Genomic DNA, 17,321 nt, shown 5'->3' with positions numbered 1-17,321 from the left:
ATTTTATGCATGGCTTTAGACCCCTTACCCCCGCTCACCGCCCTCCGTGCCTTTGAGGCTGCGGCGCGACACAAGAGTTTTACTAATGCTGCCAATGAGTTAAATATGACCCAAGCAGCGGTGAGCTATCAAATCAAGCAATTAGAAGACCGGTTTGGCGAACCGCTTTTTATACGCGGCACACGACAGGTCAGTTTATCTGATGCCGGTGCACGACTTGCCCCCTCCATCACCGAAGCATTTGAGATTATTCGACGATCGTTTGCTGAGGCAAAAGGGAAGACTGACGACCTATTGACCATCACAACGGCGCAAACATTTGCCAGCTCATGGCTTGCCAAGCACTTCGGCGCATTCACAATTTGCTGTGCGGCACTTGCCGTTAAATTGGACATATCAAGCACGGCATATAGCGATTTTCAGTCAGCTGGCGTTGATGTTGCCATAAGAACCGGCAACGGCAATTGGCCCGGCCTTGTGGCGAAAAAGCTGATGCATTTTGACTATACGCCTATGCTTTCGCCAAAGCTCGCTGAACAGCACGAATTGAATGAACCCGCAGACATTTTGAAGCTGCCTATGGCCAGCCCATCGGATCCTTGGTGGCACAGTTGGTTCAGCGCGATGAATGTGGATACTTCTGCGCTTAAAAAAGCAACCGGCCCAATTCTGGATGTTCAATATATTCATGGGGTTGCGGCAATATCGGGGAGTTCTGTTGCTTTGTTGACCCCATCATTTTATCGCGAAGAGTTGGCAACGGGCACATTGATTCAACCATTTGAACATATTGAAAAAGAAGATCACGCAATTTGGCTCTGCTATCCAGAACATCGACAAAACTGGAAGAAGATTCAGATATTTGAGGAATGGTTGTTCCCCATGCTTGACGAAACAATGCCTGACCGGCGGGTCTAAGCGCTAAAGCGGAATTTGCTTCACCAACGCAATGACCACAGAAACGGTTGCGACCGAGATGACGGTCGACACTAGAATGGACGCTGAAATCTTTTGCGGGTTGATCTGATAATGCTGCGCCAAAATGTAGATATTGCCCGCCACCGGTAGCGCCGCGCAGGCAATCATCACGCTGGCGGCAAATGGCTCCACAGGGAAAAGCCAGAGCGCAGCAATTGCGACCGCAATTGGATGGATAAACAGTTTTAATCCGCTCAACCAAAAAGCGGGCACCAGACCGCGCGCTTTGATGGTCGACAAGGACGCGCCAATCGCTACCAGAGCGCCAGGTGTTGCGGCGGCACCTAGAATGGTGACGAAATCGTCCAGCGGCTGCCACATCGGGATGTTGAACGCAGACCAAAGCAAGCCAATTGAAATAGACACGATCATTGGATTGGCTGCCAAGCCCGAAATTGCCGCCTTTAGCGCACCAACTGGAGACGTGCTGCCTTTCGAGGAGGTGACCAATATCACCACTAGGGATCCAAAAACGGTTAGATCCATTGCCAGCACGAGAATAACGGGCCCAACGGCAGCTTCCCCGAGCAACAGCACAAGCATCGGCACGCCCAGGAACCCAACATTTCCGATAACCGATGTATGCGCCTCAAACGCAATTTCAGCGATGGATAAGCCGCGACGTACAGCGATGAGTGCAGTAAACGCATAAACTGCAAAGCTGCCGACAAGATAGGCGCCGACAAATGCCCAATCGAAAATCTCACCCAGCGAGAGGTTGGCGGCGAAGCGGAACAACATGGCTGACAAGGCGAAATAGAACACAAATTTGGTGAGATAGGCGATCGCTTCTTTGGAGAAAAATCCAGTGCGCCCCGCACCGTAACCCAATGCGATGAGGGCAAAGAATGGCAATGTTTTCAAAAAAATTTCGACCATGAGGATAAATCTAGCGCCGATTGGAATAGGTGACGAGCCGCGTGAGCGTGAATTAGTCTTTTAGGTGAGGCCGGGAATAAGCCCAGAGGTGCGAATACCATCAAAGATAAATTGGATAGAAAGCGCTGCCAACAATACGCCCACAACTCGAGACACAACGTGCAGGATAGTCACGCCAAGGATCTTTTGTAGCTGCGTTGCGCCAAGCAGCAACACATAGGTTGCCATGAGAATGATCATCAAACCACCAACCACCGCAGCTTGCCGTGCGGGTTCGCCCGATGCGTCTGCAATAAGCAAAATGGTAGCACCTATGGCACCCGGCCCCGCAATCAACGGGGTCGCAAGTGGAAACACCGATATGTCATTGCTTGAAGCAGCCTCGGCATTTTCTTCGTCTGTTGTGGAGGTGGCGCTTGAATCGCGGGCGAACACCATGTCGATTGATATCAACAAAAGCAGAATACCCCCCGCCGCCCGCAATGCGGGCAAGCCAATGCCGAAAATGTGCAAAATCGCTTCGCCAAATAGCGCAAAGAACAAAAGCACTAAGCCACCAATAACCGTGCCCTTTAGCGCCATCGCTCGTCGCTCTTTTGCGGTAGCGCCGGCGGTTAACGCCGCAAACAGGACCACAATATCGGCGGGGCCGATAGTAGCGAAATAGGTGGTGAGCGCGATTAGAAACGTATCAAGTGGCATGGGGTGACCTTAAACGATCAGCGCCGCTTTTCAATAGCGTCCAAAATCATCACAGCAATGTCTGGCCCGCCAAATCTCTTGATCTCGCGTATGCCCGTTGGCGATGTCACATTAATTTCGGTGATATAGTCGCCAATCACATCAATGCCGACAAAGATGAAGTCACGTTCTTTCAGCGCTGGTGCGATTTTGGCGCAAATCTCTTTTTCGCGCTCTGTCAAATCACTCAACTCAGGACGGCCACCCACATGCATGTTGGAGCGCGCCTCACCTTCGGCAGGCACACGATTGAGGCCCGCCACAGGCTCGCCATCAATGATGATGATGCGTTTGTCGCCTTTGCGCACATCTGGAAGGTATTTTTGGATCATAAAGGGTTCGGGGAAACTATCCTCGAACATTTCAAGCAAGGAAACTAGGTTTTGATCGTCTTTTTTGAGCAGAAACACCCCAGCGCCGCCATTGCCAAACAAGGGTTTAACGATGATGTCACCGTGGGTTTCTCGGAACTTTTGTATTCTTGAGCGATCACGGGTAACCAATGTTGGCGGCATCAAGTCTGGAAACTCGGTGACCAAAATCTTCTCTGGTGCGTTGCGCACAGGGTCCGGCGCATTCACCACTAGGGTTTGTGGGTGCAGCCGCTCAAGGAGATGCGTTGTGGTGATGTAATTCATGTCAAATGGCGGATCTTGGCGCAGCATGATCACATCCATTTCAGAAAGATCTGTAATTTTGCTTTCGCCCAACTCAAACCAGTTTTGCGTGTCATCAATCAGCTTAATTGGGAAGACATTTGCGCTGACCACGTTGTTTTCCAGCGCCAGTGTCGTTGGCACATAATAGAAGCACTCATGTCCACGCGATTGGGCCTCCAGCATCATGGCAAAGCTTGAATCACCTACCGGATTGATGCTTTCGATTGGGTCCATCTGCACCGCAATTTTGAGTTTTTTCGCCGTCGCCATAAAGCTCTTGTCCAATCAATTGGTTTGAAACGCATCAACGATATGCACAGGCCAAACGAAAGGTGCAAGGCCGATCACATCAAATCTTATTGTATAGTCACTATATTGCGGGTTTTGAGATAGGAAATAACGCGCTGCATTTATGATGCGATCTTGGCGCACGCCCTCGTAAGCTTCTGCAAGCATTGTGCGCTTGCGGCGGGCTTTTACTTCTACAAAGGCCAAGGTCTTGCCGCGTGTCACAATCAGATCAATTTCGCCACCCCGAGCTTTGAACCGCTCATGGATGATCCGAAACCCTTTGAGCAATAGATAGCATTTCGCCCAGAACTCGGCCCGCCGTCCGAACTTTTCGGCTTGGGCGCGTTGATCAGTCCTCATTTTTCAGCTCAAGAGCTGTTTGATAGACTTGCTTTCGCTTTAGGCCAAAGTCGGCCGCAATCTTGTCGACAGCGCCGCGCAAGGGCAGTTCGTCCATCAGTTCTCTAAGGGCATCGCGCCATTCACCAGGATCAATTGCCGCCGTTTTGTCTGCCCCGGCAGACAAAATCACAACTTCCCCTTTTACATTTTCGCCCTCGAACTGGGTGGCCAGTTCACCTGCGGTGCCACGGTATAGTGTTTCAAATCGCTTTGTAAGTTCACGCGCCACGACGATTTGCCGGGTCGCGCCAAAAACTTCGGCCACCGCGCTTAGTGTTGCTGCCGTGCGTTTGGGCGATTCATAGAACACAAGCGTTGCGGTTTGGTCTTTCAACTCGTCGAGGCGGGAAAGCCGCGCTTGTTGTTTCGGAGGCAGAAAGCCGTAAAAGCAAAAACTGTCTGTGGGTAGACCGCTCACAGCGAGCGCACTCAACACAGCAGAAGCGCCCGGAATTGCAATGATGGGTATGTCTTTTTCCGCCGCCACACGCACCAAAGGAAAGCCCGGGTCAGAGATTAGAGGGGTGCCCGCATCTGAAATAAGACATATCGCCTTACCCGCAATGACCTCATCCACAATATTTTGCGCCTGGGCTGTCTCGTTATGCTCATGAAGCGAGGCTTTTTGGGTTTTGATGCCATATGCGTTGAGCAATTTAGCTGACGTACGTGTATCTTCACACAGCACAAGGTCAGACCCTGCAAGGGTTTCCAGCGCTCTTATTGATATGTCTTTGAGATTGCCAATTGGTGTCGAGACCAGGTAGAGCGCTGGGGCAAGTTTTGGGCAGGTGAAGGCGTGACCTGAGATAATAAACTGTTGCTCCGCCATGAAATCTGCTCATTGTCCCAATAATTGTTCGATTGACTCTTTAAGCTTTGGTGCCTGTTTTGTATAGCTATTGCAAGAATTGCGTATAGCTTGCTTAGAAAAGCTTAGGCGCAATATGCGGCGAATTGGAATTTTGGGGTAGATAAACAATGTTGGCAATGTGTTTGAAACCGTTTGCAACCAGCGCAAAGCTGGCGGCTGGACTTGTTGCTGCACTAGGGCTCTTTGCCTGCACACCGGACTTCAACTTTGGACCGTCAAATCGATCCTCAATTCAACAAAAACCATTGCTGCAAGGAAACTTGCCTGCGGCAAATGGCGAAGTGTTGGGCGAAGGCGCTGTCCGCATTGTCTTGTTGACTCCAACGAGCGGCGAAGGTGGATTGGGCACAGTCGGCCTTTCGATCCGCAATGGCGCGAAGATGGCCATCGATAAAATCAATTCGAGCCCGCAGTTCGCCTCCAACATTCATTTGGTGGTCAAAGATACCGGCGGTAGCGCCGTAAAAGCTAAGGCACTTGCTGCACAGGCGGTGAGTGAAGGCGCTAGCTTGATCCTTGGTCCTTTACGCGCTGACAGTGTGCGGGCCGCTGGGAGCGTCGCACGTGCGGCAGGAATACCGCTCATTGGATATTCCAATAATTCTGGCGCGTCCGCGCCAGGCATCTATTTGCTAAACGTCTTGCCTGAAACCGAAGTCTTGCGTTCGGTCAAATATGCGCAAAATTTTGGGCGGAAAAGCTTTGCGGCCATTGTGCCTCGCACCGATTTTGGACAAATCCAAGAAGGGGCATTCCGCGTCGCCGCAGCACAAACCGGCGCAGCGGTACATGGTATTTATCAATTCTCAAATGAGGAAGAAGCCCGCACGGCCGTTGAGCAATTGGTGCCTTTTTTGATTTCGGGCACGGTTGATGCGATTTTCTTGCCTGATCGCGCCACCGCCCCTTCCATTGCCGTGTTGCTTGAATCCGCCCAAATTGAAAAGACTGACATAACCATTATTGGTTCAGCTGACTGGGATGGTGACGTAAAAGTTTCGCAAACGCCATTTTTGACCGGTGCGTTTTTCCCGGCGGTGGATGGCGCGGGTTATGAGCGGCTGAAGCCTGAATATGAAACCATTTATGGTTCTGCCCCTCACCCTATGGCGACGTTTGCTTATACATCGGTTTTGCTGGCCAATTCATCTTCGCTTGCCAATGCAACCCCACGTTATGACCGTAGTCAACTCACGCGTCCGTCAGGTTTTGCTGGGCAAGACGGTGTCTTCCGCTTCCTTGACAATGGCACAAACCAACATGCGCTGGTGATGAAGCAGGTGGTGATTGATGGTAGCCGCATCGTTGACGATGCGAAGATGCCCTAAGGAAAGAGCGATTTGAAGACCTTTAGAATTTGGGCGCCTTATGGCGCCCAATTTTATTTCAGGCTTAGTGCATACTCTTCAAGCTGATCGACCACTGTGCCCCATCCATCAAAGAAACCCATATCTTCATGTGTTTTGCGCGATTCAATTGAACGGTGTCGGGCCACGGCTGTGTATGTCGTACCGCCATCTTCCCCATCTTCAAAGATCACAAATGCCGTCATAAATGGGTCAGGTGCAGGCTTCCAACCTTCGCTATAGGCATCCGTGAAAACGAGCTTCTTTTGGTCAATGATTTCAAGATAAACACCATTGTTGGCCATTTCAGCGCCGTCAACTTCAAAGGTTGTGTTGAACTTGCCACCGACGCGTAAATCGATCTCACAAGAGACAATTTTGTGTGGGCGAGGAACAAAGAAATGTTTGATGTGCTCAGGTGTGGTCCAGCATTCCCACAATAGTGCCCGAGGCGCTTTGAGTTGCCGCGTAAAACTGAGATCAGTTTCAGGATCAAGGTTCATCGTTTTTCCCTTTCAATAACGACAATGCATATTCATCAAATTGATCAAGCCGCTTGACCCATTGGTCAGCTTGTTGATCTAGCCAGTGCTGCGCTGGCGCGATGCCATCAGGCGACAGCCGACAATAGCGGGTTCTGCCCTTCTTAGCGGTCTCGATCATGCCTGCAGCTTCGAGTTTTGTGATGTGCCCCATGAATGAGGGGAGCGCCATTTCGTGATGGGATGCCAATTCACCCACCGTGGCAGGGCCACGCGACAGGCGCACCAAAATTGCACGACGCGTTTCATCGCTCAGCGCCGCAAAGATCAGATTTAGATTCACATCATACTTAGTCATATTCCTAAGTATTCACACAAAGAAAGCACCTGTCAAGATAGTTAGTCAATTTGCTAAGTTTTATGCAGCCAAATCCGCAACCACAGCATCAAGTACCGGCCAGCCTTTGTCGGTCACCCGAAGATTTCCGTCTGCTAGGATTTCGACGAAACCAATTTCCGTGAGATGGTCAATCTGTTCTTGGCGTAACTTTTGCCCCGCCAGCGCTTCAAACCGGCTTGGCGAAATCCCCGTTTTAAGGCGCAACCCCATCAGCAAATATTCGTCCGCTTGTTCGCCTCGGCTCAGCGCGTCAAATTCGACAAAGCCATCGCCTTTCGCCGACACATATTCTGCCCATTTGAATGGCATGCGTTCGGTGGACGTTGCATGGCGCTGTCCGTCAATCAGCAGACGCCCATGCGCCCCAGGACCAATGCCTGCATATTCTCCATATTGCCAATAAGTGAGATTGTGACGGCTTTCTTCGCCAGGCGCTGCATGGTTTGAAATTTCATAAGCGGGCAAACCTCGCGCTTCGCAGATTTCCTGCGTCAACTCGTAAAAGTCCGCTGATAGTTCAGGGTCAGGCATCGCCAGTTTACCTGCATGGAACAAATCGTAATAGCGAGTGCCATGCTCGATGGTGAGGGCATAAAGCGAGATGTGTTCGCGCGCTAGATCCAGCGCTTCATTCAATTCATCGCGCCACTCATCCAATGTTTGGTTAGGGCGAGCATAAATTAGATCATAGCTGACACGGTCAAAATTGGACTGCGCCAGTTTTACCGCCGCCACGGCATCTTCCACCGAATGCAAGCGACCTAGCGCCGCCAGGGGATCGGCGCGCAAAGATTGCACACCGAGCGAAACACGATTTACTCCGGCCAAACGAATAGCTTGGAATTTTTCCTGTTCTACGCTTGTCGGATTCGCTTCTAATGTGATTTCAACATCGTTCGACAATTGCCACTTGGTTGAAATCGCATTGATGATTTTTTCAACCGATTGGGGTTGCATCAAAGAAGGCGTGCCGCCGCCAAAAAAGATCGAACGTACAGTGCGATTTGGCACCAATTCAGCGGTTTGGCTTATCTCGGTGAGATAGTTTTCAACATATGCGTCTTCATCGAACGGACCGCGATGGACGTGCGAGTTGAAGTCGCAATAAGGGCATTTGGCCGCGCAAAACGGCCAATGCACATAAACACCAAAAAGATCAGGCTCAGTCGTCAGGGCAACAGTCCTTCACAAATTCAGAGAATGCACGTGAACGATGCGAAAGGCCGATTTTGTCTTTTGACCAGCTGTGCTTTTCCGCTTCGCTCATTTCGCCAAATGTCCGCATATGCCCTTTTGGCTGAAACATTGGATCATAACCAAAACCCTGATTACCGCGCGGCGGCCAAACCAAAGTGCCTTCGGCACGACCTTCAAAACAAACGGTTTCGCCCGCAGGATTGGCCAAGCACAGAACCGCGACAAAGGCTGCGGTGCGCTGACCCGGTGCCATGGCACCTTTTTCCATCAATGATGTATGGACTTTGACCATTGCATCATCAAAATTCTTGTCTGGTCCCGCCCAACGCGCAGAATAAATGCCCGGATCGCCGTCTAAACCATCAACGCTTAACCCTGAGTCATCTGACAACGCCCAAAGTCCGGATGCTGTTGTGGCAGCAAGCGCTTTTATCTTGGCGTTTTCTTCATAGGTCAAACCGGTTTCTTCAGGTTCGGGAAGATCAAGTTCACCAGCAGACACCAATTCCAAGCCGAACGGCTCAAGCAGGGTTTTAAACTCGCGAAGCTTGCCCGCATTATGTGTCGCAACAACCAGTTTTTGACCGCGTTCTAGTTTGAGCATTACTGATCCTTTAGCGCAGCTTTTTGCAATTCGACCAACTCGTTTACGCCTTTTTGCGCCAAACCGATCAATTGTGCCAGCTCATCTGCTGAAAACGGGCTTTCTTCGGCGGTGCCTTGAATTTCAACAAAACCACCTTTGCCCGTCATGACAAAGTTGGCGTCCGTTTCAGCTGCGCTATCTTCGTCATAATCTAAATCAAGCACCGGTGTGCCGCGATAGATGCCGCAAGAAATTGCCGCCAAATGATCGGAAACCACATTGTCACCAACCAAATCGCGCTCTTTCATCCAAGAAAGTGCATCCATCATGGCCACAAACGCGCCTGTAATCGAGGCTGTTCGCGTGCCGCCGTCCGCTTCAATTACGTCGCAATCTACCGTGATTTGATTTTCGCCAAGCGCTTTCATATCCACGACAGCGCGCAGCGAGCGACCGATCAAACGTTGGATTTCTTGGGTGCGACCTGATTGTTTGCCAGCCGTCGCCTCCCGGCGCATGCGTTGTCCGGTTGAACGGGGCAACATACCGTATTCTGCAGTGACCCAGCCTAAGCCTTGTCCGCGACGCCAGGGCGGCAAGTTGGTCTCAACGCTTGCGGTACACAATACTTTGGTGCCGCCAAATGAGATCATGCATGACCCTTCGGCGTGGGAAGAGACATGACGCTGAATTTTGACTTCGCGCATTTGATCTGAAGCGCGTTTTGACGGCCGCATATATTTCCCCTTTATATGCCATGGAAACTGGCATTTGACAGATGTTGGCTTTGCTTGGCTGAATTTTGGCCCAACATCAAGAGCAAAGCATGCCAATTGCCCAATTTTGCTCAAAGTTCAGGTGCTATATGCTTGGCGTTCTCGCATTTTGCGCCTAAATAAGTCTATCAGCACAAGGTTTGGTGAGGCAATTTTGAGTACGCCATCTGTCAATCAAGATTTTTTGTCAGTCCTCAACGAACGCTCGCAGGGTATTTTCAAACGCCTTGTGGAACGTTTTTTGGAAACCGGCGAACCTGTAGGTTCGCGGCAGCTTTCGCGCGCTTTAGAGGTTAACCTATCCGCAGCGTCCGTTCGCAACGTTATGGCAGATCTCGAAGATCTTGGGTTAATCGCGGCACCTCATACCTCGGCTGGACGCGCGCCGACACAAGCTGGCTTGCGCTTCTTTGTTGATGCAATGCTTGAGGTCGGCTCAATCGGCAAAGAAGAACGACTAAACATTGAGCGTCATATTGATGACAGCGCCCACAATGAAAAAATTGAAGATGTCTTAGCCCAAGCTAGCCAAGTGCTATCGGGTCTCTCCCATGGCGCAGGGCTTGTACTTGCGCCAAAGGCCGACATTGTGCTCAAGCATATCGAATTTGTGCGGCTAGATGCACAATTGGCAATGGCGGTTTTGGTGGGTGAAGATGGGCATGTGGAAAATCGGGTCTTCTCCATTCCACCCGGCCTGACCGCTAGCGAACTGACGCAAGCGAGCAACTTTTTGTCGCATCATGTGGTTGGCCGGACTTTACGCGAACTGCGCACAACCCTGAAAGAGCAACAGATTGCACATAAGGCCGAACTTGACGCCCTGACCAAACAGTTGGTGGATGAAGGTTTGGCAACACTTGCCGAGCCTCGGGGCGATGAAACCCCGACTTTGATTGTGCGTGGCCGAGCTAATTTGATTGCCGATACCATGGCAAATGAAGAATTGGACCGCGTACGCCAGCTATTTGACGAACTAGAATCCAAAAAATCGATTATTGATCTGCTTGCGGACACACAAGATGCAGATGGCGTGCGGATATTTATCGGCTCCGAAAACAAGCTGTTTTCCCTCTCTGGCTCGTCTGTGATTTTATCGCCTTATCGAGACCACAATGCCAACGTTGTTGGGATTGTTGGCGTCATTGGTCCAACGCGTCTTAACTATGCTCGGATCGTGCCTGCTGTAGATTATACCGCTCATGTGGTCTCAAAGTTGATCAATAAACGCAGTGTTTAACGGCAAAAAATAGCACTCATGTAATTTGAGTGCTTGAAATTTGCCCAGCAATGGTCGATATCCGGGTCAATTATTTCACCAAAATGAAACAAGCGAATTGAAACAATGAGTGACGAAGAGTTCCAAAACGAAGCAAATCAAAATGAGCAAGAAAACGCGGAAGCTCAAGAGAATGCTGCGGACGAACAGAACGCGGCGTCTCCTATAGAAGCGCTTGAAGCTGAAAACGCCAAGCTGAAAGACCGTTTGCTGCGCGCTGTTGCGGAGATGGAAAATCTGCGTAAGCGCACAGAACGCGATGTAAAAGATGCGCGCTCCTATGCAATGGCCAACTTCGCGCGCGATATGCTTACCGCAACTGACAATTTGTCTCGTGCATTGCTGACCATGTCTGACGAAGCCAAGGCAGAAGCTGACGGCGCTTTCAAATCTTTGATTGAAGGTGTTGAGATGACCGAGCGCGAAATGCATCGTTTGCTCGAGAAGAACGGCATTACCAAGCTAGAGCCAAAGGGCGAAAAGTTTGACCCCAACTTCCACCAAGCGATGTTTGAAATTCCCAACAACGATGTTGCGGACGGCACTGTTATGGAAGTTGTTCAAGCGGGCTATGTGATTGGTGAGCGCGTATTGCGTCCAGCAATGGTTGGCGTGGCAAAAGGTGGCCCAAAAGTTGCGCCAGTGCCAAATGGCGAAGCCACTGCAGCGCCAAGTGAAGGCGAAAATGTGGACCGCTCCGTTTAAACTAGTCCAATTGATCTGAGAATCTGAAAGCCGGTGCCATTAGGTGCCGGCTTTATTCATTGACCTCTTGAAACACCTGTTCAGAAGTCTTTCGCTGACTTTGTGCATTTGCAAAGTCATAAAAATCGGGTTTTTGATCAACAAAGATCTCGAGATTGACCTTAAAGTCCTTGTCATCGTTTTGGAACAAACCTGCAGAGTAGAAGTATTCCATGGTGCCGACAGTAAGGTGATAAAAAAGCGGCGTTCCGCACTGGGTGCAAAACCCACGTTCCGCCCAATCGGATGACTTATATCGCCCGATATGCTCTGCCCCTTTAGCATCAATTTGCTCAGTGCCGTGCACTGCCATAAAAGCACTTCCGCCGCTAAAACGACGACACATAGTACAATGGCAGGCCCCAATTTTGTCAGCGGCAGCCGAAATGGAAATCTCGACGGCACCACAAAGGCACTTTCCAACGCGTTTTGCTCTGGTCATTTTGTTTCTCTATCCTTTTCAACTCGCTTCAAAACAAGTCTATCCGATTCTTGATTGACCAATCCTGCGGATATGGTTGCGCGATGTTAATCAACTCTCAACCATCGACGAACACCGAATAATTAACCAAGGCGCATGAATTGCATGCGCATGTTGGTTGCACTTTATGTTTTTTTACCCACTCGCCCTTAGCCTTACTCGGATAGTAGAAATGGGTAAGTGCAATGCAAAAAACTCATAAACGCAATTGGATTATCTCGCTGGGCCTTTTTGCCATCGGCGTCGCCACAATCGGGGCGAGTGTGTACTCAGCGCAAAAAGTCATGGATGATTTGTTGCGTAAAGATGCGGTCTCAAACGGGATGAGTTGGGCACAACATGTTGCCGACACAACAGATGGGTTAAATGCTGTCGTCTCAGGATATGCCCCAGCGTCAGATGTTGAAGGGGTTTTGGGCAGACTCGCGGCCGTTGGCGACATCTACCAATTTGCTTTTATCTCACCGCATGGTGAGCTGATTTTTAAAACAGGGTCTTATCACCCTCCAGCTGAGGCGGGCGAAGCCGCGCACCACGCTCACTCACATGACCCAGCGCCACAATTGGGCGCAGATGTGGAACATGTCCAACACGACAACCATACCACGCACGCTGCCAGCGCGTCCAACACACCAACGAGCCATGATCACGGTGCTCATGCACACGATCATGCGGCCCCTCAAGAACCGCAAGCGCATGGTGAACACGACCACGCGGCGGCATATCCGGGCAGTTCGACACAACCGCATTTGCAGCATTCGACCAAGCTAATGATTGGTGACGGCGAAACAGATCCTATTCACTTTGCCGAAGTCAACCACCCAGTCACCGTAAACGGTGAAATTCAATATGTTATTCGATTGCGGCTCGACCAAACGGAACGGTTTGAGATCTATCAAGCTGCAGTTTCAACGCTTTCCATTATCCTAGCGTCAATTGTGCTGCTTGCGGTTGGCATTCCCGCCCTTTTGGCACTGCGGAGCCGCAAACAGGCAGAGCTTGCTGACCAGCAGGTGCATTTTTTGGCACGCCATGATCCGTTGACCGGACTGCTCAATCGGAGCAGCTTTCTTGATCAATTGGAACATGCGGCGCAAACCCGGCGTGGTATCAATGAGCAAATTGGCTTGTTCATCATCGATCTAGATGGCTTTAAGGGAATCAATGACGGATTTGGCCACGATGTCGGTGACGAATTATTGCGCCAATTGGCCGACTCTTTGAAGTTTCAAGGTGAAGACTTAGATGCGATAGCCCGACTTGGCGGCGATGAATTTGCAGCGTTTGTTAGCTTTGATCCAGATGAGGTAGACCTGCACGATCTAGCCAATCACACATTGGCGTCTTTAACGGGCATCTACGAAGTGAATGGCCATGATGTGGTGACAACGGCCAGCATTGGTGTTGCACTTTGTCCTGATGATGCTGAATTGCCCGCGGAACTGATGCAGAAGGCGGATATAGCCCTCTACAATGTGAAAACAAATGGCCGCAATGGCTATGCCTTCTTCGAGCGCGGCATGGAAAAACGAATGAAGAAGCGTCGCAATATGGAAGCGTTGCTGCGCCAGGCTCGTCATGACCAAGCATTTGAATTGCATTTCCAACCACTATTTGACCAAAAATCTCGAGCTCTCATTGCTTTTGAGACTTTGGTGCGGATGCGCGACGAAAAGGGTGAATTTGTACCCCCAGATGTCTTTATCCCTGTGGCTGAGGATATGGGTATGATGGAGGAGCTCGGCGAATTCATTTTGCGCGAAGCCACAAAAACCGCGATGAACTGGCCAGACCAGGTTGGTTTGGCCGTTAATCTATCGCCAAAGCAGTTTGAAAGCGGCAAACTCCTCAGCATCGTCAGCTCAGCGCTAGTGCGCAGCGGATTAAAACCCGAACGCCTGGAGCTGGAAATAACCGAGAGCCTTTTGATGAGCAATTCGCAACGTAATTTGCGCCAGCTTGAATTGCTCAAGGAAATTGGTGTTTCAATTGCAATGGATGATTTTGGCACCGGCTATTCGTCGCTTGGATATTTGTGGAAGTTCCCCTTCGACAAAATCAAAATCGATAAATCATTTTTAGGCGGCATGGAAAATGTCGACGAAAAAGCCAATCAGATTGTTTCAACCATCATTGCTTTAGGTCACACGTTGGAGATGTGTGTGACCGCCGAAGGGGTGGAAACTGAAGCACAGGCTGAGTTTTTGAACGCTCACAAATGCGATCAGCTACAAGGCTTTTTGCTTGGTCGACCAATGCCAAAAGAAGAGATCGATAGATTTATTCTTGAGGGCAAAAACAAAAAGGCTGAACTGCAGATTGTTAGCTAGAGCGAATTGCGTCGGGTTTCGTCACTCGACGCAATGTCAAATTGATCCGCCCCCCATTTGGAAAATGTGTCCGGTTTTCAAGCAAATTTGATGAACCTTGGAACACCTTATCGATGCCGTGATAGGCAAGTCGCGTTTCCTTTTCCAGTATCAACACATCGCCTGAACTGATCTCTATTGCAGAGGTCTTGCCGCCACGTTTGGTGCCCCCCAGTCTAAAGCGGGCGCGATCGCCTAAAGAAATTGACAGAACGGGCGCATCAAAATCATGCTCGTCCTTGTCCTGATGCATACCCATTTTGGCACCTGGCGCGTAGTAGTTCACCAAACAGGCTTCAGGTGGCGCAGGATAACCCGTCAGTTCCTCCCACAAATCCGTCAGAATGCTTGGAATATGCGGCCAAGGTTTGCCCGTTTCCAAATGTTCTTTCTGATAACGGTATCCATTCTTTTGGTCTGACACCCAACCCAAGACGCCAAAATTGGTCATGCGTACGGAAAAAGGTTTTCCGGTACGCGGCATTTTCGGCACGAACAAAGGCGCATGGATCAAGGCTTGTTCGATATGATCCAACAGTTCGATTTGCTGGCTTTTTTGTAGCTTTGAAGGAAAAATTCGCATGTTTTTTGTAATTTTGGTGTCGCTTTTGAAATCAATCTTGTCTATATAACCGCGCTTGTTCTTTACGGTCCAAACTATTCGCACATGCGTTGATCGAAAAAGGGCTGCAACAAAGGTCGCATTAAAGATGTCAAAGAATCTTGTTTTTGACGCTTGAAGGGCAAAATGTTGCTTCCTATATACCGGTTAACCAGTGATTTGGGCGCGGCGGTGTCCTTGTCATGAATATGAGGGACCCAAACGGCGAAATGCCGGTGAAAGACTGCTGGAAACGGGGTCAGACAAAGGGTCTGCCAACAAAGAGGTTTATAAATGGGTAAAGTAATTGGAATTGACCTTGGTACCACCAACTCGTGTATCGCGATCATGGATGGTTCCGAGCCAAAAATCGTTGAAAACGCAGAAGGTGCGCGGACAACGCCTTCAATGGTCGCGTTCACTGACGACGACCGCTTGGTTGGACAGCCAGCGAAACGCCAAGCTGTAACCAACCCTGAGAACACTCTTTTTGCGATCAAGCGTTTGATCGGCCGTCGGTTCGATGATCCGATGGTGAAAAAAGACAAAGATCTTGTTCCATACAAAATTGTAAAAGCCGATAGCGGCGATGCATGGGTTGAAGCGAAAGGTGAGAAATACTCTCCTTCACAGATTTCGGCCATGATCCTTCAAAAAATGAAGGAAACTGCGGAAAGCTATTTGGGTGAAACTGTATCACAGGCTGTGATCACGGTTCCTGCTTACTTTAATGACAGCCAACGCCAAGCGACAAAAGACGCAGGCAAGATTGCTGGTTTGGAAGTTTTGCGGATCATCAACGAGCCAACTGCAGCGGCGCTTGCATACGGTTTGGACAAACAAGAAGCTGGCACCATTGCGGTTTATGACCTTGGTGGTGGTACGTTTGACGTGTCGATCCTCGAGATTGGCGACGGCGTATTTGAAGTGAAATCGACCAATGGTGATACATTCCTTGGTGGTGAAGACTTCGACATGCGCTTGGTCGACTATTTGGCTGACGAGTTTAACCGTGAAAACGGTATCGATCTGCGTGGCGATAAGCTTGCTCTACAGCGCTTGAAAGAAGCCGCTGAAAAGGCAAAGATCGAATTGTCATCAGCCACACAAACCGAAGTCAACTTGCCGTTTATCACTGCGGACCAATCTGGTCCAAAGCACTTGCAGCTTAAATTGACACGCGCGAAGCTTGAATCTTTGGTTGAAGACTTCATCAAACGCACAATTGAGCCATGTAAAGCAGCGCTCAAAGATGCTGGCGTAACTGCAGGCGAGATTGACGAAGTGGTTTTGGTTGGCGGTATGACCCGCATGCCTAAGATCCAAGAAACTGTAAAAGAATTCTTTGGCAAAGAACCACATAAGGGTGTGAACCCTGATGAGGTTGTGGCAGCAGGTGCAGCTATTCAGGCTGGCGTGTTGCAAGGTGATGTTAAAGACGTTCTGCTTTTGGACGTGACACCACTGTCACTGGGCATTGAGACTTTGGGTGGCGTGTTCACTCGTTTGATCGACCGCAACACAACTATCCCAACCAAGAAGAGCCAAGTGTTCTCTACAGCTGAAGACAATCAGTCTGCGGTGACCATTCGGGTTTCTCAGGGTGAACGTGAAATGGCTGCGGACAACAAAATGCTCGGCCAGTTCGATTTGGTCGGTATTCCGCCTGCACCACGTGGCGTTCCTCAGGTTGAAGTGACATTCGACATTGATGCGAACGGTATCGTGAACGTATCGGCTAAAGACAAAGGTACCGGCAAAGAGCAGCAAATCCGCATTCAAGCTTCAGGTGGTCTATCTGATGATGAGATCGAAGCAATGGTTAAAGATGCGGAAGCAAATGCTGACGCTGACCAGAAGAAGCGTGAAGCGGTTGAAGCCAAGAACCAAGGCGAAGCTTTGGTCCACTCAACTGAGAACTCTTTGAAAGAGCATGGCGACAAGGTTGACGAAGAAACACGCGAATCAATCGAAGGTGCTTTGGAAGAACTGAAATCTGCCCTTGAGGGTGACGATGCAGATTTGATCAAAGAAAAAACCACAGCCTTGGCTCAAAGCTCAATGAAACTTGGTGAAGCCATGTATCAGGCAAGCCAAGAAGATGACAGCGAAGAGTTTGACGGCGGTGACGCAGCAGACGATGATGTTGTGGACGCTGACTTTGAAGAAGTTAAAGACGAAGACCAAAAGTCATAAGTCTTAACCGACCAAACTGATCATAATTGGCGGGGCAGCT

The 17,321-nt window shown here is 49.9% G+C and carries 18 protein-coding genes; 6 read left to right on the top strand and 12 right to left on the bottom strand.

Going from position 1 to position 17,321, the window contains the following annotated elements; translation table 11 throughout:
* Window positions 1–9 precede the first annotated feature (9 nt).
* A complete protein-coding gene (locus tag QQL65_RS05725; protein ID WP_284362691.1) occupies window positions 10–918 on the top strand; it encodes a LysR family transcriptional regulator in 909 nt (302 codons plus the stop codon).
* A gap of 3 nt (window positions 919–921) precedes the next feature.
* Here QQL65_RS05725 and QQL65_RS05720 read toward each other — a convergent pair whose 3' ends face one another.
* The 5 genes from QQL65_RS05720 to rsmI are packed head-to-tail and all read right to left on the bottom strand — an operon-like array spanning window position 922 to window position 4,782.
* The gene (locus QQL65_RS05720) at window positions 922–1,857 is read right to left on the bottom strand and encodes an AEC family transporter (RefSeq protein ID WP_284362690.1); all 936 of its coding nucleotides are present in this window, start codon (window positions 1,855–1,857) and stop codon (window positions 922–924) included.
* Between the two features lie 60 nt (window positions 1,858–1,917).
* Entirely contained in the window at window positions 1,918–2,559 is a 642-nt protein-coding gene (locus QQL65_RS05715; RefSeq protein WP_284362688.1) for a MarC family protein, read from the bottom strand.
* Between the two features lie 17 nt (window positions 2,560–2,576).
* Complete coding sequence (gene gshB / locus QQL65_RS05710; RefSeq protein WP_284362686.1) at window positions 2,577–3,527, bottom strand: glutathione synthase; 951 nt, start codon at window positions 3,525–3,527, stop codon at window positions 2,577–2,579.
* A gap of 15 nt (window positions 3,528–3,542) precedes the next feature.
* Window positions 3,543–3,908 carry a YraN family protein gene (locus QQL65_RS05705; protein ID WP_284362684.1) on the bottom strand — a complete coding sequence of 122 codons (366 nt, stop codon included), beginning with the start codon at window positions 3,906–3,908 and terminating at the stop codon, window positions 3,543–3,545.
* Window positions 3,898–4,782, bottom strand: a complete 885-nt coding sequence (gene rsmI / locus QQL65_RS05700) for a 16S rRNA (cytidine(1402)-2'-O)-methyltransferase (RefSeq protein ID WP_284362683.1) — start codon at window positions 4,780–4,782, stop codon at window positions 3,898–3,900. The genes QQL65_RS05705 and rsmI overlap by 11 nt, the downstream gene beginning before the upstream one ends.
* Window positions 4,783–4,946: 164 nt before the next feature.
* On the opposite strand from rsmI, the gene QQL65_RS05695 reads away from it, so the two are divergent.
* Window positions 4,947–6,152, top strand: a complete 1,206-nt coding sequence (locus QQL65_RS05695) for a penicillin-binding protein activator (protein ID WP_284362682.1) — start codon at window positions 4,947–4,949, stop codon at window positions 6,150–6,152.
* 53 nt (window positions 6,153–6,205) lie between these two features.
* On the opposite strand, the gene QQL65_RS05690 is transcribed toward QQL65_RS05695, so the two are convergent.
* The 5 genes from QQL65_RS05690 to rph are packed head-to-tail and all read right to left on the bottom strand — an operon-like array spanning window position 6,206 to window position 9,572.
* Complete coding sequence (locus QQL65_RS05690; protein WP_284362681.1) at window positions 6,206–6,673, bottom strand: SRPBCC family protein; 468 nt, start codon at window positions 6,671–6,673, stop codon at window positions 6,206–6,208.
* Entirely contained in the window at window positions 6,663–7,010 is a 348-nt protein-coding gene (locus tag QQL65_RS05685) for an ArsR/SmtB family transcription factor (protein ID WP_284362679.1), read from the bottom strand. The genes QQL65_RS05690 and QQL65_RS05685 overlap by 11 nt, the downstream gene beginning before the upstream one ends.
* A 60-nt stretch (window positions 7,011–7,070) precedes the next feature.
* Window positions 7,071–8,192 (bottom strand): radical SAM family heme chaperone HemW, encoded by a 1,122-nt coding sequence (gene hemW / locus QQL65_RS05680; RefSeq protein WP_284362678.1) that lies wholly within the window; start codon window positions 8,190–8,192, stop codon window positions 7,071–7,073.
* Window positions 8,193–8,214: 22 nt separating this feature from the next.
* Entirely contained in the window at window positions 8,215–8,853 is a 639-nt protein-coding gene (gene rdgB / locus QQL65_RS05675) for an RdgB/HAM1 family non-canonical purine NTP pyrophosphatase (protein ID WP_284362676.1), read from the bottom strand.
* A complete protein-coding gene (rph, locus tag QQL65_RS05670) occupies window positions 8,853–9,572 on the bottom strand; it encodes a ribonuclease PH (protein WP_284362674.1) in 720 nt (239 codons plus the stop codon). The genes rdgB and rph overlap by 1 nt, the downstream gene beginning before the upstream one ends.
* A 193-nt stretch (window positions 9,573–9,765) precedes the next feature.
* Here rph and hrcA point away from each other — a divergent pair, with 193 nt between their 5' ends.
* Together hrcA and grpE are read left to right on the top strand one after the other, a co-directional pair.
* On the top strand, window positions 9,766–10,851 hold the full coding sequence (hrcA, locus tag QQL65_RS05665) for a heat-inducible transcriptional repressor HrcA (protein WP_348529134.1): 1,086 nt from the start codon (window positions 9,766–9,768) through the stop codon (window positions 10,849–10,851).
* Window positions 10,852–10,956: 105 nt separating this feature from the next.
* On the top strand, window positions 10,957–11,595 hold the full coding sequence (gene grpE, locus QQL65_RS05660) for a nucleotide exchange factor GrpE (protein ID WP_284362673.1): 639 nt from the start codon (window positions 10,957–10,959) through the stop codon (window positions 11,593–11,595).
* 52 nt (window positions 11,596–11,647) lie between these two features.
* Here the strand turns inward: grpE and QQL65_RS05655 are convergent, their stop codons facing one another.
* Window positions 11,648–12,076, bottom strand: a complete 429-nt coding sequence (locus QQL65_RS05655; RefSeq protein WP_284362672.1) for a GFA family protein — start codon at window positions 12,074–12,076, stop codon at window positions 11,648–11,650.
* Window positions 12,077–12,300: 224 nt separating this feature from the next.
* On the opposite strand from QQL65_RS05655, the gene QQL65_RS05650 reads away from it, so the two are divergent.
* On the top strand, window positions 12,301–14,445 hold the full coding sequence (locus QQL65_RS05650; RefSeq protein WP_284362670.1) for a putative bifunctional diguanylate cyclase/phosphodiesterase: 2,145 nt from the start codon (window positions 12,301–12,303) through the stop codon (window positions 14,443–14,445).
* On the opposite strand, the gene QQL65_RS05645 is transcribed toward QQL65_RS05650, so the two are convergent.
* A complete protein-coding gene (locus tag QQL65_RS05645; protein ID WP_284362668.1) occupies window positions 14,438–15,067 on the bottom strand; it encodes an alpha-ketoglutarate-dependent dioxygenase AlkB in 630 nt (209 codons plus the stop codon). The genes QQL65_RS05650 and QQL65_RS05645 overlap by 8 nt on opposite strands.
* A gap of 312 nt (window positions 15,068–15,379) precedes the next feature.
* Between QQL65_RS05645 and dnaK the strand changes: the two genes are divergently transcribed.
* Entirely contained in the window at window positions 15,380–17,281 is a 1,902-nt protein-coding gene (dnaK, locus tag QQL65_RS05640) for a molecular chaperone DnaK (RefSeq protein WP_284362666.1), read from the top strand.
* Window positions 17,282–17,321: the final 40 nt, after the last annotated feature.

It is taken from the genome of Maritalea porphyrae, from assembly GCF_030159895.1.
GTDB lineage: Bacteria > Pseudomonadota > Alphaproteobacteria > Rhizobiales > Devosiaceae > Maritalea > Maritalea porphyrae.
This window is presented reverse-complemented; position numbering and strand designations above follow the sequence as displayed.